Source organism: Roseovarius autotrophicus (assembly GCF_018069895.1).
GTDB lineage: Bacteria > Pseudomonadota > Alphaproteobacteria > Rhodobacterales > Rhodobacteraceae > Roseovarius > Roseovarius autotrophicus.
In genome coordinates this window covers 1-24,818 of sequence record NZ_JAGQDH010000021.1, presented here as the reverse complement: position 1 = coordinate 24,818, position 24,818 = coordinate 1, and the positions used below count along the sequence as shown (strand labels likewise).

The window sequence follows — 24,818 nt, the reverse complement described above, 5'->3', positions numbered from 1 at the left end:
CGGGGATCGGAAGCGCGTCCATGCTACAGCCTTCTGGTTCCCCTCGGAAGCAGAACCTGGGAGAAAGTCGAAGTCAGAAACGGAAACAGCGGGGTAAAGCATCGAGCCGTGGCGCTGCATCGACTGAGTAATCGGCATTTGCCGCACCACGGTCTCAGGCGGCGCATCTTGCCGCCCCCGGGGCGCGGCGCGAACGGCGGCTATCGCAGATTGCCGCGGGTGCGATGCTGCAACGTCACAGGCCGCTCGCCGCCCAGACCAACTGCATTCACTTCGGCTCCCACGGCGCCACCTTCGGCATCAAGTTGGTCACCTTGATCTCGCGCAACATCCTACCATCGATCAACCCGTCGCGCACCCAGCTCAGCGCCTGCCACCAGTCATCATAGGCGCGTCGCGCGGCTTCGATCTTATGGGGATGCGGGGAGAAGGTCACCGGACAGGCGCGAACCTCGAGCGTGCGCCACTTGCCGCGGACGAGAACCCGTTCGGTCCCGACCACAATACTGGTTGCGCGATCACCATGCCGATTGCGCTTCACCTCGACCGGCACGCAGCGGGGCACCGCGCCCGGCATCCAGTCCGGCGTCAGCCCGGCGCGCGCGAGTTCCGCCACGCGGATCGCCATGCGGATGCCGCCGAGGCTGTCGGGCATTCCGGCGACGGTGGCGGCGATCGCCTCGGCGTCGGGATGGGTGTAGCTGCCCATCTTGTGCTGGCCGCCGTCGATCTTGCAGCCCAGCGCCGCGCGCTGCAGCAGGACGTATTCCAGGCCAAAGCCGAAGCCTTCCTCGGTCACGTTCTGGGGCGGGGGCAGCTCCAACTGAGCTTTCTCGACCTGGAACGCCCATTCCAGCGCCGCCTGCACGCCCAGCGCGCGCTTGACCTTCGTGCCGCCTGCACGGCCGATCCTGCTGTGAAAACTCATGGCTGCAATCCTTCAAACAGGTTCATCTGCGCCGGGCGCTGGGCGGCCTTCGTCGGCCGCCAGATCCACGGGCCCGAGGCCATGGGCAGCTGCGAGAGAGCGCCACGCATGTGCTGCTGCCAGAGGGTGAACTCCGTTGCCGAGCAGGCGCAGAGCGCGTGCCCGATGGGCCAGCCCATCAGCCATCCGACGAAGAGCGGGTTCAGCCGCCGCCGTGCGCGGCTCTTCAGGATCCGCTTTGATGCGACGCGCCCATGCGAGGCAATCATCGAAGCCCAGAGCGGGCGCGAGATCGGGGCGTGTCGCGAGGACCGCTGCCCATCTGGGATGATCGCCGGGGCCGGGCGGGTGAAGCCCTGTTCCGCCCGGTAATGCAGGATGTCCATCCGGCTTTTGCCATCGGCGCGGGTCACGCTGGCCGGGCTGCTGCCCTTCCAGTTCTGCGCCGCCGGTGTGGGCCATTGCAGGGCCTGTGCCGACAGTTTCGGCTCGCCCCGGCTGTTGATCTTGCCGCGGAGCCGGTCCATCTGGTCGTCGGCTACCGGGGTCTGCCATTGTGCTGCCTGCGCTGGCAGGGGCGGCATCCCTCCCGAACCATAACTCTGGCCCGGTCCACCCTTCGCCCCATCGGTCGCCTTGGGTGTCGACCAACTGGTGATGCCCAGCGCCAGTGCTTCCGCCTTGCGGGTGAAGTCGCTGTTCCCGGCCGGGTTGTAGCTGGCTGTGCCGGGATGCAGGCTCATCGGTGTGGGCCAGGATGAAGATGCGCAGCCGCTGGTGCGGCGCGCCAACCTCTGCCGCGCTGAACAGACCCGCCGCAGGCGTGTAGCCCAGTCCCCAAAGCTCTCGCAGGACGGTTTCAAGGCCGAGGGTGACGTGACCGGCGACGTTTTCGAGGAAGACCCATTCGGGGAAACATTCGCCGATGACACGGGCGACCTCGGGCCAGAGGTGGCGCGGGTCGTCGGCCCCTCCGCGCTTTCCGGCCGCGCTGAAGGGCTGGCAGGGATATCCGGCAAGGACGAGGTCGAATGCCCCCCGGAAGGGCCGAGCATCGAAGCTGCGCAGATCATCCCAGATTGGGGCCGGGGCGAAATACCCTGCGCGCTGGGCGGCGATGAGCACAGTTCGGGGCCAGTCCTCCCACTCGACGAAGCATCGGGTGTGGTAGCCGGGCTCGGCGAGCATGAGGCCCATATCCAGGCCTCCGCCGCCTGCGCAGAGGGACAATCCGTGCCGGGGACGTGACACCATGGCATTCACCGCACCCCCCGCGCCCGCAAACGCTCGACCGTCACGAGGCCGCGTTCCAGCATGGCGTGGCACATGGCGGTGCTGATCATGCTGGGGGGCAGGAACCGATCGGAGTTCACCAGATCGGCGTAGAACGCGGCCAGTTCGTCGTCGCTGGGCCTGGGGCCATCGTCGCGCTTCCGGCGTCGGGTCTCGCCGTTGCTTGGCGCAGCGCCCTTCTTCGCGACCGCCGCGCCGGTCTGCTTCAGGCGCTGGGCGGCGCGCTGCATGGCACGATCGAGCGCCTTGGGCCCGTCCGGCGGCTCTGGATGGTCCCGCCGCGAGGCCTCGGCCACGGCAAGGATTGCATCCTCGTCGAGACCCAGATCGTCGCGCCAGCGGCGGACATGCTCCCGCGGCGGCCAGCCTTGCCACCAGCCGGGCAGGGCGGTGGGGTCCAGGCCCAGCGCCCGGACCAACTCCCCGAAATACTCCTCGGAGATGGCCTCGCGCGCTTGCGCGCCCTCCTCCTCCTTTACTGGTTTATTTAGAGGTTCCCTTACAGGGTTAGTGTCTCGTTTTGAGACACGGGGATCGCCATTTTTGAGACACGGGATTGCGCCAGAATGAGACACGGGGCCATGTCCGGAAATGAGACACGGGCTTGATCCGGATTCTGACGGCAAGCGATTGTCTGTGCTTGGCTTTTCATCATCAGGGCCGTGTCTCAAATCCGGACATGGATCGCCCGCCGCATCGAGGTCGAAAGGGGCGCTCTGATCGGCATCAGGCGGGTTTGACCGGGGCGGCAGAAAGCCCTGCTCGAAGCCCAGAAGATAGCGGGTGGGCTTTTGCTGTCCGGTGCGACGATCGACCATGCGGATGCGGCGGATCAGGCCGCAGGCTTCGAGAACATCGAGATGGCGGTTCAGCGTGGCGCGGCTGATTTCGCAATCATGCGCCAGTTGGACCTGCGACGGGAAACAACCGTAATCCGGGTTGAACCGGTCGCAGAGATGCCAGAGCACGATCTTGGTCGTGGGCTTCAGCCCGCGCTGCTGAATGGCCCAGTTGGTGGCGGTATGGCTCATTGCGTAGCCCTCCGCGCAGGGGTGGCAACGCTGTTTACGGTATCAGGCTGCACGACACGCGTGATGAAGCCATGATCCGCCAGCGCGCCCAGCGCATCGTCGAGCGAGCGCACCAGCGCCCAGCCATGGCCCTGCGTCAGCACGGCCTCGCGAAACGCCTCCTGGCTCGGGCTGAGCCGCCCCTTGAGGGATTTCAGCTTGAGGAACAGCACACGCCCCTCGCAAAGGATCATCAGATCAGCAAAGCCCGGATGGACGCCCATGCCGACCAGGATCGCCTGGCGTTTAGCGCCGCGCGGGCCCGCCTCGGTCACCTCGTTGGCGCAGTGGTGGATGATGGCCGTGCGGGGCAGGGCAAAGCGCAGCGCCTGCACCACCGCGCGTTGCAGATCGGCCTCGGGTGTGCCGCGGCGCTTCATCGGCGCACCTCCGGGTCAGGCCGGGGACGCCCAGCGCGACCGGGCGATCGCGCATCGAGGACGACAAGCAGGATCCGCGCGTCCTCGCGCTCGGCCGGTGTCTCGCCGTGCTGGATCAGCACAGTGCAGGCGAGCCGGATCAGATGGTCGGAATGATGCGCGACATCGGCGACGACGATCCGCGCCTCGCGCAGCCGCTCGTCGATCCAGTCTTGGCGCACCTGATCACGCTGGGCGCGCTTGCGGAAGGGAAGGGGAAGGCTCACCGGCGACCCCTCCCTTTGCGCACGGGTTGGCCCTGCTCACGGCTCAGGAGCCACTCCCGTACACTACTTTGGCGATAGTAGACTTTCCGGCCAATGCGCATGCACGGAGGCCCCTCGCGCCGGGCTTCCCATCGCGCCAGCGTGTCGGGTTTGACCATCAGCTCTTCGGCCAGGTCCTCGCGGCTGATCCAGTCCGCCAATAGGTTGAGGGGCGCGGCCCCTGGCTCACATGCCATCGTCTCTGACATCTGCTCTCTCCTCAGTTTGAAGCCCGACTGGTTCGGGCTGCGCAGATCAGAGCAGAGGCCGAGGGGAGGAAACGAGGCGGAAGGTGGAATTGAAACGCTTCCTCAATTCCACCCCATGTTTTATTGGGTTTGGAGCGTCTTGACCCCTTCGGGCGGGGCCACCGGCTGCGAGTTTCCGGCGCTTGCCCCGCCCGTTCCGGAAAGGCCGGTTCCGCTTCCGGTGACATTCACCGGAGCACCCCGCGCGAGAACGGATTCCGGGTGCGTTCCGTCAGGATGGCCGGGGCGGATTTGGGCTGAATCCGCGTTCCGGTGGGACGTGAGAAAAAGAACAAAAGATAAACAATGGTTTGTGCCGAGGGCCCCGGATGTCCGCCAGTTCGCGGTCAGTTTCGGGGTGACAGGGCACGTTTGAGGCGAGTAGTTTTTCCCCGAGCAGTCTGGAAGAATCGCAAACGGCCCACGGGACCGGTGCATGATGCACCGTCCACGACAGGTATTGTCAAAGCCACGCTTCGCTTTTGCTCGTCCCCGACAGCGCCTCCTGGCGCTGAACAGATGTCTGTTGCCCGATCATTTCCCGGCCCTGGCCGAACAATGCCCTATGCCTGAAAGGAGACCCCGATGCCGCTTCCTGCTGTTGCCTTCTACTCCATCTACGAGGTTTCTGCGCGCTGGGGCTGCTCAGCCGCCGATGTGGCAGGCTGGGCGGCCTCGGGCCATCTCAGGGCGATGATCGGGATCGAGCCCGTGCAGTGCGGTGATGATCTGCACGGTGGTCTGGTCGAAGTGTCGCTTGCGGAACTGATGCCGCTGTTTCGCCGTTTCGGCCCCAGCGACGAAACCTGCCGCCTGAGGCGCATCCTGCCCGCCGGCAGCGAGACCTGGCTGCGCGTGACCGAGCCCTCGGAGGGTATTCTGGTGCGCGCCACCGATCTGATGTTTCCGGCCGAAGCCCTGCACCGATTCGAGGAAGAGCGCGAGCTCTTGCGGCGGTCTTCCCATGGCACAGGCGCAGGGTCACGCTATGACTGGGAGGCCATGACGATCTGGCTGTTCAAGCGGCTCAACGAGATGGGGTTTCCCGCCTCGCAGGCGGCGCTGATTGCCGAGGTGCAGGACTGGTTCATCGCCGGTTCCACCTCCGGCGATGTGCCCGAGGAAAGCACCATCCGCAAACGCATTGCACCGATCTGGCGCGCCGTGCGCGGGGGCGATTGACAAGCAGCGCGTGCAAGGCTGCGAAGGGGATGGCATCGCCCGGCGGCCAGCGCCCAGCGCGGCGTGACAGGTCAGTGGTCAGGGCAACCGCGCGACCGTGATCCGGTTACGCGGACTTCTGCTGCCCGTCCGCATCATGAACAAGCTGGGGCCGTGGGCGGAAGATGCTCGCCACGCTGTCCACGCCCGCCCGCAGCGGCGATTCCATCAGATGGGCGTAGCGTTGCGTCGTCTGCATCTGGCTGTGGCCCAGCAGCCGCCCGATGATCTCGAGCGAGGCGCCACCCGAGACCAACAGCGAGGCGAAGGTGTGGCGCAGGTCGTGGATGCGCACATCCGGCAGGTCGGCCTCTTTCTGCACCCTGATCCAGAAGCGGCGGATTTCGCGGACGGGCTTGCCCACGGCATCGCCGGGGAAGAGCCATGGGTTTCCGCGCGGCACCACCAGCTGGCGCTGGCGCACGATCGCGACCACGTCTTGCGAGATCGGCACGCGGTGGATCTTGCGCTGCTTGGTGGTCGAGGCCGGTTTCGACCAGATGGCGTAGTCGAGGTTGAACTGCTCGAAACGGGCGGTGCGCACCTCGCCCACGCGCGCGCCGGTCAGCATGCACATGCGGATGATGGAAGCCGCGCGCTGGTCCTCGGCCGTGTCGAGGACAGCGGCGAGGCGGGTCAGCTCCTCGGGGGATAGAAACCGCTCGCGGGCATGTTCGATGTGCCGGTGAAACCCCTGCGCCGGATTGTCGGCGCGCCATTCCCATTCCACGGCCAGCGTGAACATCTTGCGCAGGATTTCCCCGACGCGGTTGGCGCGCACCGGCGTGGGCTTGTGACCCTGCAGCTTGCGGGCCCGGTTATTCGGCTTCTGCTTGCAGGGGCGGGGGCGGCCTTCGGCCACGAAGTCGAGGAACTTTGCGACGTCGGATTTGGTGATGTCGATGACCAGCCGGTTACCCCAGGCAGGTTCCACCATCTTCTTCAGCATGGAGATCTGATCGCCGGCATTCGCGGGCGCGAGCTTGGGCAGGTGCTCGCGGATGTAGCGGTCGATCATGTCCTTGATGCGGGGCGCCTCGCGCAGATTCGCCCTCGCCGACAGCGGGTCCTGCCCCTCGTCGATCATCCGGCGAAGTTCCCGGGCGCGCTCGCGCGCGGCCGTGGCGCTCCACTCCGGCCAGCGGCCGATGGTCATGCGCCGCTGGCGGCCGGCGAAGCGATAGTCCAGCGTGAAGGTGCGCGTGCCCGAACACTGGACCTTGGCGGCCAGGCCGAGGATCTCGGTGTCGAAAATCTGGTAGCTCTTGCCATCCAAGGGCTCGGCATCCCGCAGCGCCTTCTCGCTCAGTTTCACCCGTCTGGCCATGCGTTCGGCCCTCCTTTCCCGATGGACACAGGCGTGGATCCGCGCCTCTATCAAGTCAGATCACGGCGCCGGGGGTGGAAAACAGGCGGAAGGTGGAATTGAAGAGGGAGGCGAATTCCGGGCATCGTCGTCAACGGGTTAGAGGGTGTGCCCGGCGCGCAAGATGCGCGAATCGCGGAAGTGTCGAGGGCAAAACCCGCGGCGGTGGGGTCTTCATGTTTTGTGCGCCGGGCGTTGTGTCTTGAGGCTTGCTGGTGCGCGATCGGCCCAGAGCCGCCGGTCGAGACGAACACGACGCCGCGGTGCAGCTTCCCCGAACCGGTCACTCGTGCATCGCGCAGCATTTATTGGTATTGAGTGTCGGCTATGCGGACGATAACGACATAGATCAGCAACCTTGGATAGAAATGCCTGCCGACAGAGATCACGCGCCAAACCTCGACGAGATTAACCGCCTTGTGGCGCTTGGCTTAAGCTTCAATACGGCCATAGCGGTGGCGGATGGGAGACTGGACGAAGCCTTCCATATCGCCCGCGCGATTGAAGGACGGAAGGTCAAAAACTGGTGCAAAGGACGAAAAAACATCCCGCATGCCCTAACCGCAAAATGGGACCTTAACCCGGAGAATTTCTACCTGGCCTTAGACGGCAAGTATCCTGGAGATCACGACTCAGCTGAATTTGCTTTCATCGGGGCCAATGTTGATGACGTCAATTGCAGGCTCACCCAAGCCTCAAGTAGGGACAAGGATCCGTGGCACAGGCGGTACAAGTGGAAGAGCTGCGGAATTGCTTGCCGCTGGCTCCATGGAAATGGTGTCACACCGCCATTACTCGCTGAGTTCCAAGGCCAAATTCACATTGCTGGAGGGATGCATCGATTCCATCTTGCAAAACACTATGGAACGACATGCATGCCGTTCCTCGTACGAAAGGCCGATTTAGCCACAGTGTTGGCGTTGCTACCCTCGGGGACTTCTGGCCCCGATCACATCAATAAATAGATGCGGCAAGAACGATTTTTTATGACCTGACCTCCAAGCAGACGTGCGGCACCACGGCGGTGGGAGAGGTCACCCATGAAGAGGCACTCATCGCTCACAGCCGACGTCACTCCCGGCCGGTTGCTGACGGCATTTCCGGTTTTGCGCTGCGCTGCAGCATTCTCTAGAGCTGCCACACATGCGTGCCGCAGAAAAATTTTGGTCGGCAAGGTGGCAATACGGGACCTCCTGCTGGTCGCAGCATTGGCGGCCATAGGACGTAGCGGCAGTTACAAAATATCAATGTAAAGCAACCACTACACCTTGTGTGGGTGGTCGATGTGGTCAAACTGCGCTGCGCGATGGCAAAGGCGGATTGCATGGGACTTTACGAGAGGTGGTGCAATGCCACCAAAGAAGAGAATAAGCGGAAGCATTACTGGACCTATGTCGAGAAGGACACGGGCCGAGATGAGATTCGCGATGACCTCGCCGAGACCATCCGCTCGCACTACGATCGACTTGAACGCATCGCCGAAGACGTCGAGCGGCTCGGGTTCAAAGTCGCCGCCAGTATCCTCAGAGAGGCTATGCCCCAAACACCGAAAGGCCGCTCCGGCGACCTCGGCGAAATTCTCGCGACCGAGCTGGTCGAGGAAGAGATCGGCCTGCGCGTCCCGGTGCGCCGCCTCCGCTACAAGGACGGCCGCAACATGGCCATGCGTGGCGACGACTTCATCGGCGCCGGATACGATGGGGCTGGCGAGAAGCTCTGGCTCCTGAAAGGCGAAGCTAAGAGCAATAAGGTGCTCGGCAAGGCCACGGTTACGAGCGCGCGCAAGGTGCTCAACCGCGACAACGGCCGCTGCACGCCCGATTCCCTGTTGTTCGTCGCCAACCGCCTGCTGGAGAGCAACGACCCGGACGACAACGCGCTGGGCCGCAGCCTCCGTGACGAGGTAGGCCTGAAGTCCCTTCGCGCCGATCGCATCGACCACATGCTCTTCACTGTGTCGGGCAACGGCCCCCACCCCTCGCTGAAGGGTGATCTCGACGCTACAGGGACCAACCGGGACCACTACGTCGTGAACATCCACGTCGAAGATCACCAGGACTTCATTGCGGCCATGTATCAGGAGGCGGAAGACCTTGGAGACGATTGACGAACTGACGGTATTCTTGGCGACCGCTACCGCCGACGGTATCCTTGGGCGTCTCCTCTATCGCGGTGCGGCCTGGTCGCTGATGCGCGAAGAGGGCGTGCTGCCACCAAATGCGCCACCCCTAGGTGCGACAATCGAAACCGATCTTGCCGAACACGGCTTCGCCCTGCTTCGGGGCGCGATGGCCCTGCGTGCCCAGGCTGGCGCTTCGGAACTGACCAGCAAGGCGTTCGAGCGCGCGGCCAATGCGTTCGAAGCCCTGGTGCGCAACGGCGACCCAGAGGCGCCCGACCGCGGCTTCCGTCGCATGATCACCGCTGCCGCCTACCATCTGGCCGGCTTTTCGGCGGTTGCCTATTCGCTCTTCAACGAGACGGCAGGCGACCTCAACGCCTCGCCGGGTGAAACAGCGATCCGACACCTCATCCTGCGCGATCTCGGGCAACTGCGTGGCTTCGTTCGCGAATGGCTGGACGACGACGTTCATGGCGATGAGCAGATCGCCGAGGCGCTACGAGGGGAAGAACCAGACGTCGACGAGGTGCTGGCGACCATCCTCAACACAACGATCTGCCGAGCTCTGGCGCATTTTGACTTCGCTCTCGAGACCGGCGAGCCCGAGCCGATCGAGACCGCACGGGCGTTGCTCGCCACTGCGGTCAGACTGGCGGACAATGCGGAGAATGTGCCGCTTTGGTGGATTTCGAACCTCTGCCGCCACCTGATCGACGACCTCTGGCTGCATTCGCTGCATCAGACGCTGCCGACCGAGCCGCCTGAGGGGACAGAAGAGAAATACCCCGATTTGCGGCGCCTGTTCATCTCGTCGCTTTTTGCCCGCAAGACCTCCGAGGTGGAGCTATGGCCATCACAGCGCGAAGCGGCCAGGCGTTCAACCGATGTCACCGACGATCTGGTCGTGGCCTTGCCTACTAGCGCCGGTAAGACGCGGGTGGCTGAGATCGCCGCATTGATGACCCTGTCATCGGCGCGCAGGGTGTTGATCGTTACGCCATTGCGCGCCTTGTCCGCCCAGACCGAGCGATCTTTCAGAAAAACCTTCGCGCCGCTCGGTTTCAGCGTCTCCTCGCTTTATGGCGCCAGCGGCCTTTCGGCTGGTGATGAAGACGCTTTGCGCACCCGCGAGATCATCATCGCGACGCCCGAGAAGCTCGACTTCGCGTTGAGAAGCGACTCGTCGGTGATTGATGATGTCGGCCTGATCGTCCTCGACGAAGGCCACATGATCGGCCCTAGCGAGCGCGAAATCCGCTACGAGACGTTGGTGCAACGTCTGCTTCGGCGCGCGGATGCGGACGAACGCAGAATTGTCTGTCTCTCCGCGATCCTGCCCAGCGGCGACGAGTTGAACGATCTCACCGCATGGATCCGCTCGGACGAACCGGGCGAGCCGGTGCGTTCCGACTGGCGCCCCACGCGACAGCGGTTCGGCGCACTCACCTGGCGGGGTAATGACGGGCTGCTCCGGCTCGATCTCGACGATGATGGTCCCTTTCTCGACAAGTTCGTTGTCGAGAAAGCGGCGCTGGGGAAAGAGAAGAAGCCCTATCCGCGCAAGAACTCGCACCTCGCCTTGTTCGCGGCGTGGGAGTTTGCAAGCCAGGGCAAGCGGACCCTGATCTTCTCTACCCAGGCCAATTGGGTCGAGAGCTACGGCAAACAAGTCGTGGACCTTTGCAAGCGTGGCTATCTGGACTCGCTGCTGGAAGACGAAGCGCCGATCGCGCGTGCCTTGGAGGTGGGCAAGGAATGGTTGGGCGAGGACCATCCCGCCGTCGCCTGCTTGAAAGCAGGCGTCGCCATCCACCATGGCCGGCTGCCGAGCCCGTTCCTGCGTGAGCTGGAAGCCCTCCTGTCCGAGGGGGTCCTGAAAGTCATCGTCGCGTCGCCGACCTTGTCGCAAGGCCTCAACCTAAACGCCGCCGTCTTGTTGGTGCCAGCGTTGTATCGGGCGTCCGAGAAGATCAAAGGCGAGGAGTTCGCGAACGTCGCTGGCCGCGCCGGGCGCGCCTTCGTGGACGTCGAAGGCCTCATTGTGCACGTCATGTTCGACAAGATTGATTGGCGAAAGAAGGAGTGGCGAAAGCTTGTCGCCTCCGCCAGGGTACGCACGCTGAAAAGCGGCCTTATCCAGATCGTCGCCGAGATCCTTGATCGCTTGTCACGTGAAGGCGTCCTGGATCGCGACGATGCTTGGGAATATCTCGCCAATGCCCGCGAAGCATGGAGATCGCCGAAGGAAGAAGCTGCGGTCGCCGAGCGCCTCGCTGCAGGCGCGGAATACGATACCGATGTCGATGGCGGCGATGAGGATGAGGGCGGTGGCGGCGACGAGGAAGAAAGCGTCGATGAGGAGCCGCTATCGCAAATCGTCGAGCGCCTCGACGCGACCGTGTTTGGCTTGATCGAAGCGCTGGATGCCGATCGCGCTGACCTGCCGAAGCTGTTGGATGAAGCGCTCAAAGGATCGCTCTGGGCACGTCAGATCGCCCGCGAAGACGAGGACGTCGCCCCATTGCACAAGAAAGTGTTTGAAGCGCGTGCCGATCTTATTTGGAAAACCACCACTGCGCCGGCGCGGCGAGGGCATTTTGCCATGGGCGTTGGACTTGAGGCAGGCCTCTCGATCGACGCAATGGCCGACGAGTTGGCTGCACTGCTCGACCGTGCAGACGCAGCATCGCTGAGCGGTGACATCGACGAGCTTGTCGATGCGCTCGGTGGCCTTGGAGAGCGCCTGCTGTTCATGCGGCCGTTCATCCCCGATAAGGCGAACGCGCTGCCGGCGAACTGGAAAGTCATCCTGCGAAGCTGGGTTTCTGGCGAGGATGTCGCCAAGATTGGGCCGCAGAACATGCGCGCGGTCGAGGAGGCCTTCACCTATCGCCTGGTCTGGGCGCTGGAAGCCGTCCGCACCCGCCGAATGTCGCTCGGCTGGTCGCCGGACACGGTGGCGGGCGGTGCGGCGGGATCGGTCGAAACTGGCGTCCCGCAGTTCATGATGGCGATGCTGATCCGCGCGGGCCTGCCGTCACGGCGTGCGGCTATGGCCGCGATCGAAGATGCCAAACCGATCTTCGTCACGCCCGCCGAGATGCGGGCCTGGCTCGAATCCGACGAGATTACGGCCTATACAGACGCCGGCGACTGGCCGACGCCCGACACCGCTGCGCTATGGGCACGCTTCCGTACGGAGGCCCTCAGCGGCGGCATCCAGAAGTGGTCGGTCGAACACTACAAACGTCTGCTCGACATCGCCACCGCACCGCCTGCCGGCCTTTATCGGGTTGTAACCGACGTGGGCGATGGGCGCACCTGGCTGACGACGCCCGACTACCAAAGAGTCGCCGCATTCAAGAAGTCGGCAGTCGATCCGAAGCCCAGCCTCTTCTCGGGTCGATTGCCGGGTAACACCAGGCTTGTGGAAGCCTTGCGCATCGGTCGCGGAAAACTGCGCTGGCCGACAGCCGACGCGTAAGAAGGGAATAGGGCGTGGCTGGTGATCTTCGCGGGCTTATCGCAGCTGTTTTACCTGCTCGATCTGAAATGGCGGTAGCCCGTGGTGAAGTCCCATGCCGGCCCCAAAGGCAAGCTGTGTGTGCCTGACCTGCCACAGGACGCAGAAATGACCTTCTCACTGCGGGGCGGCCTATGCAGGATTGCCTCGATCTCCATGCTGCGCTGCATTCAGTCGGCTTTCAGCCCGCCACCGGCTGCCGGCCAGGGCGATTGCTGCACCGCTCGTGAACGACCGCTTTGTCAGAGTTGCCGCGATCTACCTGCCGCGCCTGCATTCGTCGGCTCCCCGCCCATTGCGTCATGATCGTTTGAATGCTTTGGTCAACGTCTGGTCAACCCGTGAACGCGGTTTTGCGCACATCTGATTCCGTCTGCATACGCTGAAATCCGATCAAAAGCGGCGAATAGCGTCGTGCTTACAAAGGCTTGTTAGCTAATCGCTTGAAATTAAAAGTATCATTAGAATCAATATGTTGTGGCTCATAACCTGAAGGTCGTAGGTTCAAATCCGAGACGACCTCGGCACAGCATCGGCGTTCACTTCAAAGACGGTCAATGGCGCGTACTGCCCCCCGGACCAGTTCAAACAAATACGTGACGGACCAGTATCTACATTCTTCCTTTTCACATCATCAAAGCCGGGGATTACCCCCTTCAGAGCCGATGCGCGGCTCGGGGCTTGCCCTTGACGCGCCTGCGCGCGACACTCGTACAAACGGACGGGAGGCGGGAGATGGCCGGGCTGGAAGAGCGGATCGCGCAAGGGCGGGGGGATGTGCCCGCCGATCTGGTCCTGCGGGGGGGTGAGGTATTCGACCTCATCACCGGGGCGATGATCGCGGGGGATGTGGCGATCTGTGGCGATACCATCGTGGGCATCGGGGCGGCGTATGAGGGCACGCGGGTGATCGACGTGGCGGGCCTGATCCTTGTGCCCGGTTTCATCGATACGCACCTGCATGTGGAAAGCTCATTGGTCACGCCGCTGGAGTTCGACCGCTGCGTGACGCCCCATGGCGTGACCACGGCGATCTGTGACCCGCATGAAATTGCCAATGTGCTGGGGGTGGCGGGTATCCGCTATTTCCAGGAGGCGAGCGCGCAGACGGTGATGGATCTGCGGGTGCAGTTGTCGTCCTGTGTGCCCTCGACGGATATGGAGACCTCTGGCGCGGCGATCGGGGCCGACGATCTGCGTGCGCTGATGGGGCACCCGTCGGGGATCGGGCTGGCGGAGGTGATGAACTATCCCGGCGTGATTCATCGTGATCCGGGGATGATGGCCAAGCTGCGGCTTTTCGAGGGGGGGCATGTGGATGGGCATTGTCCGCAGCTTACGGGGCGCGACCTCAACGCCTATTGCGCGGCGGGTATCCGCACCGAACATGAGGCGACCACGGAGGCGGAGGCGCGCGAGAAGCTGCAAAAGGGGATGCGGGTGCTGATCCGGGAGGGATCGGTCAGCAAGGATCTGGACGCGCTGAGCGGGCTGCTTACGGAGGTGACGGCACCATATATGTGCCTGTGCACCGATGACCGCAACCCGCTCGATATCGCCGAGGAGGGGCATCTCGATCACATGATCCGGGCGTTGATTGCGACGGGCGTGGCCCCGCTTGCCACCTATCGTGCGGCGTCCTTGTCGGGGGCGGAGGCGTTCGGGCTGCGCGACCGGGGGCTGATCGCGCCGGGGCGGCGGGCGGATATCGTGGCGGTGGGGTCGCTGGAGGCATGCGACGTGCGGCTGGTGATCTGCGGTGGCGTGATGGCCGATGCGGCGGCCTTCGCCGCGCGCGGGGGCGTGGCGCCGGTGGGGCGGCACTCGGTTCGTGCGCCGCACGTCGGCGCGGCGGATTTCCGGGCGGCGGGCAACCGCGAGGCGACGGATGTCATCGGCATCATCGAGGGCAAGATCATCACCGCGCACCTGCATGAGGATGTGCCGATCGTGGATGGCGACAAGCGGCCCGATCCGGCGCGCGATCTGGCCCGCATCACGGTGATCGAGCGGCACGGGAAGAACGGCAATATCGCCAACGGCCTTGTGCGCGGCTTTGGGTTGCAGGCCGGGGCGATTGCCTCGACCGTCTGTCACGATCACCACAATATCGCCTGCGTGGGGGTGGATTACGACGACATGGCGCTGGCGGCCAATCGCCTGTCGGAGATCGAGGGCGGTTTCGTGGTGGTGCGGGACGGTGCGGTGCTGGCGGAATTGCCGCTGCCGGTCGCCGGGTTGATGAGCCTTGCGCCCTTCGAGGAGGTGCGCGACCGGCTCGTGGACTTGCGCGCGGCGGCGGCGTCGCTTGGCGTCACGCTGCGCGAGCCGTTCCTGCAACTGGCGTTTCTCGCGCTGCCGGTGATTCCCGCGCTCAAGATCACCGACCGGGGGTTGGTGGATGTGACCCGGTTCGAACTGATCGGCTGATGTCGGGGAACGACCGGCCGCCGCCAGGGCGCCGCCGCATCAGTCAAGGCCGATGCGGGCGCGCATGGCGGGGTCGCGCAGCGAAATCTCCTGTCCGAGAAGATCATCCGCCTCGGCGCTGCACATCCACAAGAGCGCCCTGGCGGGCCAGTCGGCGGGGATATGGTCGGACCAGTCCAGACGGCTGATGGCGTTGACGCCGCTTGCCTTGATCTCGCGCTGCATGTCGGTGGCGACCGTGCCGGGCGAAAGGCCCATGGCGCGCACGCCTGCGGGCCGCGCTTCCAGATCCGCGCTGCGGGTGAGCATGGCCGCGCCCGCCTTGGAGGCGCAATAGGCGCTCCAGCCTTCAAGCGCATTATGCGCCGCGCCCGAACTGACGGTCAGGATCGTGCCTGCGCCGCGCGCGATCATGCCCGGAAGCGCCGCGCGCATCCCGTTGAACACGCCCTTGAGGTTGACGTCGATGGTGTGGCCCCATGCTTCGGGATCGGCCTCGGAAAGCGCAGCGATGGGGGCGATCAAACCGGCATTGTTGATCAGCACGTCAAGCTGGCCGAAGGCCGTATGGCAGGCCTCGACCGCGGCGGCCATTTCCCAGAAGCGGCTGACGTCGCAGGGAATGGCGATGGCGCTTGGCCCGATCTCGCCTGCAAGCTCCGCGATTGCCTCGCCATTGCGCGCGACAAGCGCCACATTCGCACCCGCCTGCGCAAAGACCCGCGCGGCCGCGGCCCCGATTCCCTTGCTTGCGCCGGTGATGAGAACGCATTTTCCGGTCATGCTCATGGTGCAGCCCCCTTTGCCTGTCTCTCTTTCCTACCCGGCGCCATCGACGAATTCCAGTCGTGTCATGGCTTGACCCCGCACCATGCAGGCCCGAAGTTGGGACGGAGATTTCCACACGAGAGGTTTTCGCCATGCGCCGTTTGTCCGTTTCCGTCCTTGTTCTCGGCGCCATGGCCGGGGGTGCCTTTGCCGATGTCACCGCCGAGGATATCTGGCGGGACTGGCAGGCCACTCTTGCCGGTTTCGGTTTTGAGGTGACGGGCATACCGCAGCGCAGCGCCGGCGGTATCGTCATTGCCGATCTGGGGCTGACGCAAGACATCCCCGAGGACGGCGGGCGCATCGAGATGCGTCTTGGGCGGATCGAACTCGCCGAGCGCGGCGATGGCTCGGTCACGGTGATCTATCCCGAAACAATGCCCATGGCCCTTGCCGTGTCGCCCGAGGAGGGAGAGCCGGTCACCGTCATCCTGACGCTTGCGCAAACGGGGCTGGAGATCATCGCCTCCGGCACACCCGAGGCGCTGCGTTATGCCTATTCCGCCGACGAACTGAGGCTTGCGCTTGGTGAAGTGACCATCGGTGGCGAGCCGCAGGAGACACTTGAGGGGGTTATCCGCCTCACTGGCGTGGCGGGGGAGAGTGTGACGCAACCCGAGGGCACGGGGCGGCAGATGGTTCAGAATCTAACCTCGGGGCCGGTCAGCTATGCGCTGCGTTTCGAGATGCCCGAGGAGGACAACAGTTTCGACTACGCGGGTGCTGCCGAGTGGATGACCTATGACACCCGGATGCACTTGCCCGACGATATCGACATGGCGCGGATGGGGGATGCGCTCAACGCCGGGCTGGAAATGGAGGGCCGGATGCGCTTTGGTGCGGGTGAAGGGCGGTATGTCGTGACCGAAGCGGGCGAGACCACCCGCGTCGCCTCGGGAAATGCCCGCAGCAGTCTGCATTTCGCTTTGTCCGCTGAGGGCGTGTCCTACGGCGGCGAGGCTGAGGACTCGCGGACCGAGGCGCACTTGCCGATCCTGCCGATGCCGCTTGCCTATGAGGTGGCGCGGATGGCGGGCAGGTTCACGATGCCGCTGGCTCCGAGCGAGGCGATGCAGGATTTCGGAGTGGCGCTTGAGATGAACGCGATCAGGCTGTCCGAGACGATATGGGCGCTCTTGGACCCCGCCGCCAATCTGCCGCGCGATCCGATGGACCTTGTGCTCGATCTGTCGGGCAAGGGGCGGCTGACCGTTGATCTGTTTGATCCGGCGATGATCGAAATGCTGGAGGAGACCGGGCGTGAACCGGGCGTGATTGAACGGATCGACCTTAACCGGTTGTTGGTATCGGCGCTCGGGGCGAGGCTGACCGGGGCCGGTAGCGTCGAGATGGATGCGCCCTCTGGAACGGGGCTGCCTGCCGTCGAGGGAGCGGTTGACCTGCGGCTTGAGGGGGGCAATGCGCTGCTGGATCGGCTGATTGGCATGGGGATCGTGCCCGAGGAGCAGGCGATGATGGTGCGGATGATGGCGGGCCTGTTCGCGCGCGCGGTCGAGGGTGAGGATACGCTAACCTCGCGGGTGGAGGTCGCGAAGGACGGTGCGCTCACCGTCAACGGACAGCGGCTGCGCTGAGGTCTTGCGCGGGGCGGCGGGGCGGTCTACCTGCGAGGCGATAAGCAGGAGGGGCCGATGTTGCAACCGCTTGAGGAACTGACCGCCGCCCTGATCGGGGCGGCCAGGAAGGCCGGGGCCGAGGCCGCCGACGCGATGGCGGTGCGGGGCCGGGCGGTCACGGTGGACATGCGCGGCGGCGCGTTGGAACAGGCGGAACGCGCCGAGGGCGTGGATATCGGGCTGCGTGTGCTGATCGGCGGGCGGCAGGCGAATGTTTCGGCCTCCGACACCGCGCCCGAGACCATTTCAACGCTGGCCGAGCGCGCCGTGGCCATGGCGCGCGAGGCGCCCGAGGATCCCTATGCGGGGCTTGCGGACCCGTCGCAACTGGCGCGAGGCTGGGATCTGGCGGGGCTGGAATTGTGCGACCCCGCGCCCGAGCCTGCCCCCGAGGCGCTGATGGCGTGGGCGCAGACGGCCGAAGCGGCGGCGTTCTCGGTCGCGGGCGTGACGCAGGTGCAATCGGCCTCGGCTGCCTGGTCCCTGCGCGAAGTGCAGATTGCGGGCACGAACGGCTTTGCCGGTGGCTATGCGCGCTCCGAGGCGGGGATCTCCTGCGTGGCGATCGCCGGGACCGGAACGGGGATGGAGCGCGATTACGATGGCGATTCCCGCGTATTTGCCGCCGACCTGCGCGCACCCGAGCAGATCGGTCAGTGCGCGGGGGCGCGGGCGGTGGAACGCCTGGGTGCGCGCAAGCCGCCCACGGGCGCCTACCCGGTGCTTTATGACGAGCGGGTGGCGGCGTCGCTGATCGGGCATCTGCTGGCGGCGGCCTCGGGTGGCGCGGTGGCGCGCGGGGCGTCCTGGCTGCGCGACAGGCTGGGCGAGCCGGTGTTGCCCGAGGCGCTCGATCTGCGCGAGGATCCGCACCGCCCGCGCGTCTCCGGCTCTCGGCCTTTTGACGCCGAGGGCCTGCCGACAGCAAAGCGCCTTATTGTGGAGCGGGGCATCTTGCGCGGCTATACGCTTGATCTGGCCAATGCGCGCAAGCTGGGGATGACCCCCACGGGCAATGCCGCGCGCGGGGTCTCGGGGCCACCTTCGCCTTCGGTCTGGAACGTGGCGCTGACGCAAGGCGACAGAAGCCGCGACGATCTGATCCGCGAGATGGGCAAGGGCCTTCTGGTGACGTCGCTCATCGGGGCGACGATTAACCCCAATACCGGCGATTATTCGCGCGGCGCGGCGGGTTTCTGGATCGAGGGAGGCGAGATTGCGTATCCTGTCAATGAATGCACCATCGCCGGAATCCTGCCCGAGATGCTGCGCCGGATAGTCCCGGCCAATGACGCGCGTGCGCATCTGAGCCGGGTGGTGCCGTCGCTTCTGGTCGAGGGGCTGATGCTTGCCGGGGAATGATCTCGCCCTTCTGATCGCGGCGGCGCGCGAGGCGGGCGAGGTGGCGCGTTCGGCGCTCGCGCGTCCGCTGGATGTCATCGACAAGGCTGGTGGCGCGGGGCCGGTGACGGCAGTCGATCTGGCGGTGAACGCCCATCTGGCCGAGCGTTTGCGCGGGGCTCGGCCCGGCTATGGCTGGCTCTCGGAGGAGACCGAGGACGATGCCGCGCGGTTGGGGGCCGAGCGGGTGTTCATCGTCGATCCCATCGACGGCACGCGCAGCCTGATCGAAGGCACCAACCTCTGGGCGCACGCGCTTGCCGTGGCCGAGCGCGGGGTTGTGCGCGCCGCCGTCATTTACCTGCCGATGCGCGACAAGCTTTATGCCGCAGCAGCGGGGCAGGGGGCTACGCTGAACGGTGTCACGATCCGGGCGGGCGACAGGCGGGCCCTTGTTGGCGCGACGGTGCTGGCGTCAAGTCCGGCGCTTGCCCCCGAACACTGGCGGGGCGGGCGTGTGCCGATGATGCGGCGCGGCTTTCGCCCTTCGCTTGCTTATCGGCTGAGCCTTGTGGCCGAGGGGAAATACGACGCGATGCTGACCTTGCGCGCGACATGGGAATGGGATGTGGCGGCGGGCGATCTGATTCTGCGCGAGGCGGGGGCGGCCACATCGGACCGCGCGGGTGGCGTCTTGCGCTTCAACAACCCGCATCCGCAGGTGGCGGGCGTGATTGCCGCCAACCCGGTGCTGCACGGCGCGATGCGCGCGGCGCTGGCTGACTGAAATGCGCCTTGCGGCGGCGCGCGATCCGCGTCTAAGTCAGGGCATACTCTGATCAAAAGGCGGCTCATGGCCCGTTCCGACAATCTGACTGGCGCGCTCCTGATGATGGGGTCGATGGCGGCGTTCACCTTCAATGACGCGATGATCAAGGGGCTGGCGGGCAGTCTGCCGGTGTTTCAGGTGATGTTCCTGCGCGGCATCCTCACCACGCTGATGGTGGGGGCGGTGGCGTGGTGGATGGGTGCGCTGGCGCGCCGCCTGCCGCGCGAGGATTGGGGGCCGGTGTTCTGGCGGATGGTGGGCGAGATCGGATCGGCCTATTTCTTCGTCACGGCCCTGTATCACATGCCGATCGCCAATATCAGCGCGATCATGCAGGCGCTGCCGCTCACGATCACGCTGGCTGCCGCGCTGTTCTTCCGAGAGCCGGTGGGCTGGCGGCGGATGGCGGCGATCCTTGTGGGGTTCATTGGCGTCATGCTGATCGTGCGGCCCGGCACGGAGGGGTTCACCATCTATTCGGTCTATGGTCTGGCGGCGGTGGCCTTTGTCACGCTGCGCGATCTGGCAACGCGGCGGTTGTCGCGGGATGTGCCGTCTATGCTGGTGACGCTGATCACCTCGGCCTCGATCATGGCGGCCTTTGGCGTGGCGAGCCTGACCGAGCCTTGGGTGCCGGTGGACGGGCGGTCGGCGCTTCTGATCCTCGGCGCCTCGGTGATGATCATCGGCGGCTATCTGTGCTCCATCATGGTCATGCGGGTGGGGGAAATCTCGTTTGTCGCGCCGTTCCGCTACACCAGCCTTGTCTGGGCGCTGCTCCTGGGATGGGTGGTATTCGGCGACTGGCCACGGACGATCACCCTGATCGGCGCGGCGATTGTGGTGGCTTCGGGCCTGTTCACCCTCTACCGCGAGGCGCAGGTCAACCGGCGCGCGCGCATGGCGCGGCAAAGAGAGCTTTCACTCGGTCCTCGTCCACGTTGAAATCCCGCAGAAAGCGCGCGCGCGTGGCCGCGTCGAGCGGCGCAAGGCCGGTGGGCGCCTGCGTCTCGCCGGTGTCGTTGTCGCCGTGATGGGCGCGCAGATACATCGGCGGCGCCGGGTTGATGAGCGTGGGCATCTCGTGGTGCAGCTTGTGATGGCCGAAATTCATCACCGTGCGCGGATCGCCGGGGCGAAACAGCACGGCGAGCCCACAAGCCCAGAAATGGGTTGTCACCTCCTCGGCCTCGATCCCCTGCGCCGAAAGCCGCACCGAATAGCCGCGATTGTACTCGAAGGCCACATGACGCCATTTGCGCCGCATCTTCGCGGTGACGCGCGCGAACCATCGCAACCCCTGCACAAATCCAAGCCCGACCGCATCATCGTCATCGAGCCGGAATTGCAGCGACTCGGTCGTGTCCTCGCCCAGTTCTTCCTTGATGGCCGTCTGCATGGCGATGCGATGGCGCATCGGCGGGCAGGGAATGATCCTAACCTGCGGCACGTCGGCGGTGATGTCATGGAGTCGGTCTCGCCAAGGCGGTGGCAGGCTCTCGCCCGTGATGATCAGGAAGGTGAAGTCGCCATCGCTCTGCGCGGCGATGGAGGGCAGGGTCAGCGCCTCGAAATGGCGAAAGCGCAACGCCATCCGGGCGTCGTCATAGAGATAGGCCTCGCGCTCCTCGATGGTGTCGTGCATACGCTTGAACCCGCCGAGGGCAGGGTAGGAAAAACGGCAGATTCCGATCGCGCGCATAGGCAGGGCCTTGGGCTGTGCGCGCAGAGCATCGCACCGGGAGCGGCTGTTGACAAGGCACGCGACTCTGCCTATACGCGCCCCATCCATGGCAGGTGGCAGGGCCCCTGTCTGATCCAGAACTGAGTGGTCAAGATCCGGGCCCATTTGCCCCGATCCTCTGGAAACCCGCCGCGTCGCACCCGAAAAGAGGGGTGCGGGTGCGGCATTTGCGTATTGCGGACGCGCGATTCGCCTTCGATGAACCGCAGGGGCTGGCCCTTGCAGACACATGTGTTGAGAGACGGGGAAAGAACCGGAATGCCAACGATCCAGCAGCTGATCCGCAAGCCGCGGCAGCCGAAAGTCAGAACCACGAAATCGCAGCACCTTCAGGGCTGCCCGCAGAAGCGTGGCGTCTGCACGCGCGTCTACACCACGACGCCGAAGAAACCGAACTCGGCCATGCGCAAGGTTGCCAAGGTGCGCCTGACCAATGGCTTCGAGGTCATCAGCTATATCCCCGGCGAGAGCCATAACCTTCAGGAGCACTCGGTGGTCCTGATCCGTGGTGGCCGGGTAAAAGACCTTCCCGGCGTGCGCTATCACATCCTGCGCGGCGTTCTTGACACGCAGGGCGTCAAGAACCGCAAGCAGCGCCGCTCGAAATACGGGGCGAAACGCCCGAAATAAGTTTCGACCCGCCCCGGACCTGATCCGGGGCCTCGTCCAGTCAAGAGGTCCCGGGTCAAGCCCGGGACGTGTGAACCAAGAGATCGAAGGATAACCACATGTCCCGTCGTCATGCCGCAGAAAAACGCGAAGTTCTCCCCGACGCCAAATATGGCGACCGGGTTCTGACGAAATTCATGAACAACCTGATGATCGACGGCAAAAAATCCGTCGCCGAGACCATCGTATACAATGCGCTTGAGCGCATCGAGAGCAAGATCAAGCGCGCGCCCGTCGAAGTGTTCCACGAGGCGCTCGAAAACATCAAGCCCTCGGTCGAGGTCCGCTCGCGCCGTGTGGGCGGGGCCACCTATCAGGTGCCCGTCGAGGTTCGGGTCGAGCGCCGCGAGGCGCTGGCGATCCGCTGGCTGATCAACGCCTCGCGCGCCCGCAACGAAAAGACCATGGAAGAGCGTCTGGCCGGCGAGTTGCTCGATGCCGTTCAGAGCCGCGGTTCGGCTGTGAAGAAACGCGAAGACACCCACAAGATGGCCGACGCCAACAAAGCGTTCAGCCACTACCGCTGGTAACCCGAGAGAGGCATTTCATAATGGCACGCGATTATCCGCTTGAGCGCTACCGCAACTTCGGGATCATGGCCCATATCGACGCGGGCAAGACCACGACGACCGAACGCATCCTGTTCTACACCGGCAAGTCCCACAAGATCGGCGAAGTCCATGACGGCGCCGCAACGATGGACTGGATGGAGCAGGAACAGGAACGCGGCATCACCATCACCTCGGCTGCGACCACGACGTTCTGGCAGCGCCAGGAGGATCCGGGCACCGAGGGCGACGCCGACACCAAGGTGCGTTTCAACATCATCGACACCCCCGGCCACGTCGATTTCACCATCGAAGTGGAGCGCAGCCTTGCCGTTCTCGACGGCGCGATCTGCCTGCTTGATGGCAATGCCGGGGTCGAGCCGCAGACCGAAACCGTGTGGCGTCAGGCCGACCGCTACAAGGTGCCGCGTCTGGTGTTCGTCAACAAGATGGACAAGATCGGCGCGGATTTCTTCAACTGCGTCAAGATGATCAAGGACCGGACCGGGGCCATCCCGGCGCCTGTCGCTCTGCCCATCGGGGCCGAGGACAAGCTTGAAGGCATCATCGACCTGATCAAGATGGAAGAATGGGTCTGGAAGGGCGAGGATCTGGGCGCGTCCTGGGTTCGCCAGCCGATCCGCGACGACCTCAAGGATCTCGCCGACGAGTGGCGCGCCAACCTGATCGAGGTTGCCGTCGAGATGGACGATGCCGCGATGGAAGCCTATCTCGAAGGCGAAGAGCCTGACGAGGCGACGCTGCGCACGCTCATCCGCAAGGGCACGCTGTCGCTCAGCTTCGTGCCGGTTCTGGCCGGGTCGTCCTTCAAGAACAAGGGCGTGCAGCCCCTGCTCAACGCGGTGATCGACTTCCTGCCCTCGCCGCTGGACGTTCCGCCCTATATGGGTTTCTCGCCCGATGATGAGACCGAAACCCGCAACATCGCGCGTCATGCCGATGACTCCGAGCCCTTCTCGGCGCTGGCATTCAAGATCATGAACGATCCCTTCGTCGGCTCGCTCACCTTCACACGCATCTATTCGGGCGTGATGAAGAAGGGCGACGCGATGCTCAATGCCACCAAAGGCAAGAAAGAGCGCGTCGGCCGGATGATGATGATGCACGCGATCAACCGCGAGGAAATCGACGAAGCCTTTGCCGGCGACATCATCGCGCTTGCCGGTCTCAAGGAAACCACGACCGGTGACACGCTGTGCGATCCGAGCAAGCCCGTCGTGCTTGAAACCATGACCTTCCCCGATCCTGTGATCGAGATCGCGGTCGAACCCAAGACCAAGAATGACCAGGAAAAGATGGCCGCGGCGCTTGCGCGTCTGGCCGCCGAGGATCCGTCCTTCCGCGTCGAGACCGATATCGAATCGGGCCAGACCATCATGAAGGGCATGGGCGAATTGCATCTCGACATTCTGGTGGACCGCATGAAGCGCGAGTTCAAGGTCGAGGCCAATATCGGCGCGCCGCAGGTGGCCTATCGCGAGACCATCAGCCACGAGGTCGAGCACACCTATACCCACAAGAAACAGTCGGGTGGTTCGGGTCAGTTCGCCGAAGTCAAGCTGGTGATCACGCCGACAGAACCGGGCGAAGGCTTCTCCTTCGAAAGCCGGATCGTCGGCGGCTCGGTGCCAAAGGAATACATTCCTGGCGTCGAGAAGGGCATCCGTTCGGTCATGGACAGCGGTCCGCTTGCCGGTTTCCCGGTGATCGACTTCAAGGTCGCGCTGATCGACGGCAAGTTCCACGATGTCGACTCTTCGGTCATGGCGTTTGAAATCGCCGGCCGGATGGGCATGCGCGAAGGTCTGCGAAAGGCCGGTGCCAAGCTGCTCGAGCCGATCATGAAGGTTGAGGTCGTCACGCCCGAGGAATATACTGGTGGCATCATCGGCGATCTTACCTCGCGGCGCGGTCAGGTGTCGGGCCAGGATACGCGCGGCAACGCCATCGCGATCAACGCCAATGTGCCGCTCGCCAACATGTTCGGCTATATCAACACGCTGCGCTCGATGTCCTCGGGACGCGCCCAGTTCACGATGCAGTTCTCGCATTATGATCCGGTGCCGCAGAACATTTCGGACGAGATCCAGAAGAAATTCGCCTGATCCGGGTGGCGGGGCAACCCGCCCTACCCAAACCGTAGGGTGGGCCCCGGCCCACCATCCGCAAAGAAAAAGGAGCCAAGACCATGGCAAAGGAAAAGTTTGACCGTTCGAAACCGCATGTGAACATCGGCACGATTGGTCACGTTGACCACGGCAAGACGACGCTGACGGCGGCGATCACGAAGTATTTCGGCGAGTTCCGGGCCTATG

At 64.5% G+C, this 24,818-nt stretch carries 22 protein-coding genes and 1 pseudogene; 13 read left to right on the top strand and 10 right to left on the bottom strand.

The window, feature by feature from the left end:
- Positions 1-268: 268 nt before the first annotated feature.
- The 7 genes and pseudogenes from KAK09_RS15545 to KAK09_RS15520 all read right to left on the bottom strand — a co-directional run bounded on the left by KAK09_RS15545 (position 269) and on the right by KAK09_RS15520 (position 4,173).
- Complete coding sequence (locus KAK09_RS15545) at positions 269-928, bottom strand: hypothetical protein (RefSeq protein ID WP_210879857.1); 660 nt, start codon at positions 926-928, stop codon at positions 269-271.
- A complete protein-coding gene (locus KAK09_RS18845; protein WP_247651335.1) occupies positions 925-1,671 on the bottom strand; it encodes a DNA methyltransferase in 747 nt (248 codons plus the stop codon). The genes KAK09_RS15545 and KAK09_RS18845 overlap by 4 nt, the downstream gene beginning before the upstream one ends.
- Positions 1,672-1,714: 43 nt before the next feature.
- Positions 1,715-2,116, bottom strand: a pseudogene (locus KAK09_RS19155) (DNA cytosine methyltransferase); the annotation flags it as partial.
- A gap of 71 nt (positions 2,117-2,187) precedes the next feature.
- Entirely contained in the window at positions 2,188-3,252 is a 1,065-nt protein-coding gene (locus tag KAK09_RS15535) for a helix-turn-helix domain-containing protein (RefSeq protein WP_210879855.1), read from the bottom strand.
- Entirely contained in the window at positions 3,249-3,671 is a 423-nt protein-coding gene (locus KAK09_RS15530) for a VRR-NUC domain-containing protein (RefSeq protein ID WP_210879854.1), read from the bottom strand. Before KAK09_RS15530 ends, KAK09_RS15535 begins: the two co-directional genes overlap by 4 nt.
- A complete protein-coding gene (locus tag KAK09_RS15525) occupies positions 3,668-3,937 on the bottom strand; it encodes a hypothetical protein (protein WP_210879853.1) in 270 nt (89 codons plus the stop codon). Before KAK09_RS15525 ends, KAK09_RS15530 begins: the two co-directional genes overlap by 4 nt.
- Positions 3,934-4,173, bottom strand: a complete 240-nt coding sequence (locus tag KAK09_RS15520; RefSeq protein ID WP_336244472.1) for a helix-turn-helix transcriptional regulator — start codon at positions 4,171-4,173, stop codon at positions 3,934-3,936. Before KAK09_RS15520 ends, KAK09_RS15525 begins: the two co-directional genes overlap by 4 nt.
- Before the next feature lie 636 nt (positions 4,174-4,809).
- Between KAK09_RS15520 and KAK09_RS15515 the strand changes: the two genes are divergently transcribed.
- On the top strand, positions 4,810-5,406 hold the full coding sequence (locus KAK09_RS15515; RefSeq protein WP_210879851.1) for a hypothetical protein: 597 nt from the start codon (positions 4,810-4,812) through the stop codon (positions 5,404-5,406).
- Between the two features lie 106 nt (positions 5,407-5,512).
- On the opposite strand, the gene KAK09_RS15510 is transcribed toward KAK09_RS15515, so the two are convergent.
- The gene (locus KAK09_RS15510) at positions 5,513-6,772 is read right to left on the bottom strand and encodes a tyrosine-type recombinase/integrase (RefSeq protein WP_210879850.1); all 1,260 of its coding nucleotides are present in this window, start codon (positions 6,770-6,772) and stop codon (positions 5,513-5,515) included.
- Positions 6,773-7,026: 254 nt separating this feature from the next.
- Here KAK09_RS15510 and KAK09_RS15505 point away from each other — a divergent pair, with 254 nt between their 5' ends.
- From KAK09_RS15505 to ade, 4 genes are all read left to right on the top strand, one after another.
- Positions 7,027-7,776: a hypothetical protein gene (locus tag KAK09_RS15505; RefSeq protein WP_210879849.1), complete on the top strand. Its 750-nt coding sequence runs from the start codon at positions 7,027-7,029 to the stop codon at positions 7,774-7,776.
- Between the two features lie 359 nt (positions 7,777-8,135).
- The gene (locus tag KAK09_RS15500; protein WP_210879848.1) at positions 8,136-8,918 is read left to right on the top strand and encodes a HamA C-terminal domain-containing protein; all 783 of its coding nucleotides are present in this window, start codon (positions 8,136-8,138) and stop codon (positions 8,916-8,918) included.
- Positions 8,905-12,417 (top strand): DEAD/DEAH box helicase, encoded by a 3,513-nt coding sequence (locus tag KAK09_RS15495; protein ID WP_210879847.1) that lies wholly within the window; start codon positions 8,905-8,907, stop codon positions 12,415-12,417. The genes KAK09_RS15500 and KAK09_RS15495 overlap by 14 nt, the downstream gene beginning before the upstream one ends.
- A gap of 774 nt (positions 12,418-13,191) precedes the next feature.
- On the top strand, positions 13,192-14,886 hold the full coding sequence (gene ade / locus KAK09_RS15490) for an adenine deaminase (RefSeq protein WP_210879846.1): 1,695 nt from the start codon (positions 13,192-13,194) through the stop codon (positions 14,884-14,886).
- Between the two features lie 39 nt (positions 14,887-14,925).
- On the opposite strand, the gene KAK09_RS15485 is transcribed toward ade, so the two are convergent.
- Positions 14,926-15,675, bottom strand: coding sequence for an SDR family oxidoreductase (locus tag KAK09_RS15485; protein ID WP_210879845.1), 750 nt, complete (start codon positions 15,673-15,675; stop codon positions 14,926-14,928).
- Positions 15,676-15,806: 131 nt separating this feature from the next.
- Here KAK09_RS15485 and KAK09_RS15480 point away from each other — a divergent pair, with 131 nt between their 5' ends.
- The 4 genes from KAK09_RS15480 (at position 15,807) to KAK09_RS15465 (ending at position 20,466) form a co-directional block, all read left to right on the top strand.
- Entirely contained in the window at positions 15,807-17,309 is a 1,503-nt protein-coding gene (locus KAK09_RS15480) for a DUF2125 domain-containing protein (protein WP_210879844.1), read from the top strand.
- A gap of 57 nt (positions 17,310-17,366) precedes the next feature.
- Positions 17,367-18,713: a TldD/PmbA family protein gene (locus KAK09_RS15475; protein WP_210879843.1), complete on the top strand. Its 1,347-nt coding sequence runs from the start codon at positions 17,367-17,369 to the stop codon at positions 18,711-18,713.
- The gene (locus KAK09_RS15470) at positions 18,700-19,479 is read left to right on the top strand and encodes an inositol monophosphatase family protein (RefSeq protein WP_210879842.1); all 780 of its coding nucleotides are present in this window, start codon (positions 18,700-18,702) and stop codon (positions 19,477-19,479) included. The genes KAK09_RS15475 and KAK09_RS15470 overlap by 14 nt, the downstream gene beginning before the upstream one ends.
- Positions 19,480-19,545: 66 nt before the next feature.
- Positions 19,546-20,466, top strand: a complete 921-nt coding sequence (locus KAK09_RS15465; RefSeq protein ID WP_210879841.1) for a DMT family transporter — start codon at positions 19,546-19,548, stop codon at positions 20,464-20,466.
- Here KAK09_RS15465 and KAK09_RS15460 read toward each other — a convergent pair.
- Entirely contained in the window at positions 20,405-21,223 is an 819-nt protein-coding gene (locus tag KAK09_RS15460) for a glycosyltransferase (RefSeq protein ID WP_210879840.1), read from the bottom strand. The two genes, KAK09_RS15465 and KAK09_RS15460, sit on opposite strands and share 62 nt — an antisense overlap.
- A gap of 300 nt (positions 21,224-21,523) precedes the next feature.
- Here KAK09_RS15460 and rpsL point away from each other — a divergent pair, with 300 nt between their 5' ends.
- From rpsL to KAK09_RS15440, 4 genes are all read left to right on the top strand, one after another.
- Positions 21,524-21,895 (top strand): 30S ribosomal protein S12, encoded by a 372-nt coding sequence (rpsL, locus tag KAK09_RS15455; protein ID WP_210879839.1) that lies wholly within the window; start codon positions 21,524-21,526, stop codon positions 21,893-21,895.
- Positions 21,896-21,993: 98 nt separating this feature from the next.
- Complete coding sequence (gene rpsG, locus KAK09_RS15450) at positions 21,994-22,464, top strand: 30S ribosomal protein S7 (RefSeq protein WP_210879838.1); 471 nt, start codon at positions 21,994-21,996, stop codon at positions 22,462-22,464.
- A 20-nt stretch (positions 22,465-22,484) separates the two neighbouring features.
- Positions 22,485-24,608, top strand: coding sequence for an elongation factor G (gene fusA, locus KAK09_RS15445; protein ID WP_210879837.1), 2,124 nt, complete (start codon positions 22,485-22,487; stop codon positions 24,606-24,608).
- Between the two features lie 83 nt (positions 24,609-24,691).
- Positions 24,692-24,818, top strand: a 127-nt coding sequence (locus KAK09_RS15440; RefSeq protein WP_247651178.1) for a GTP-binding protein, incomplete at its 3' end; no start/stop codon positions are given.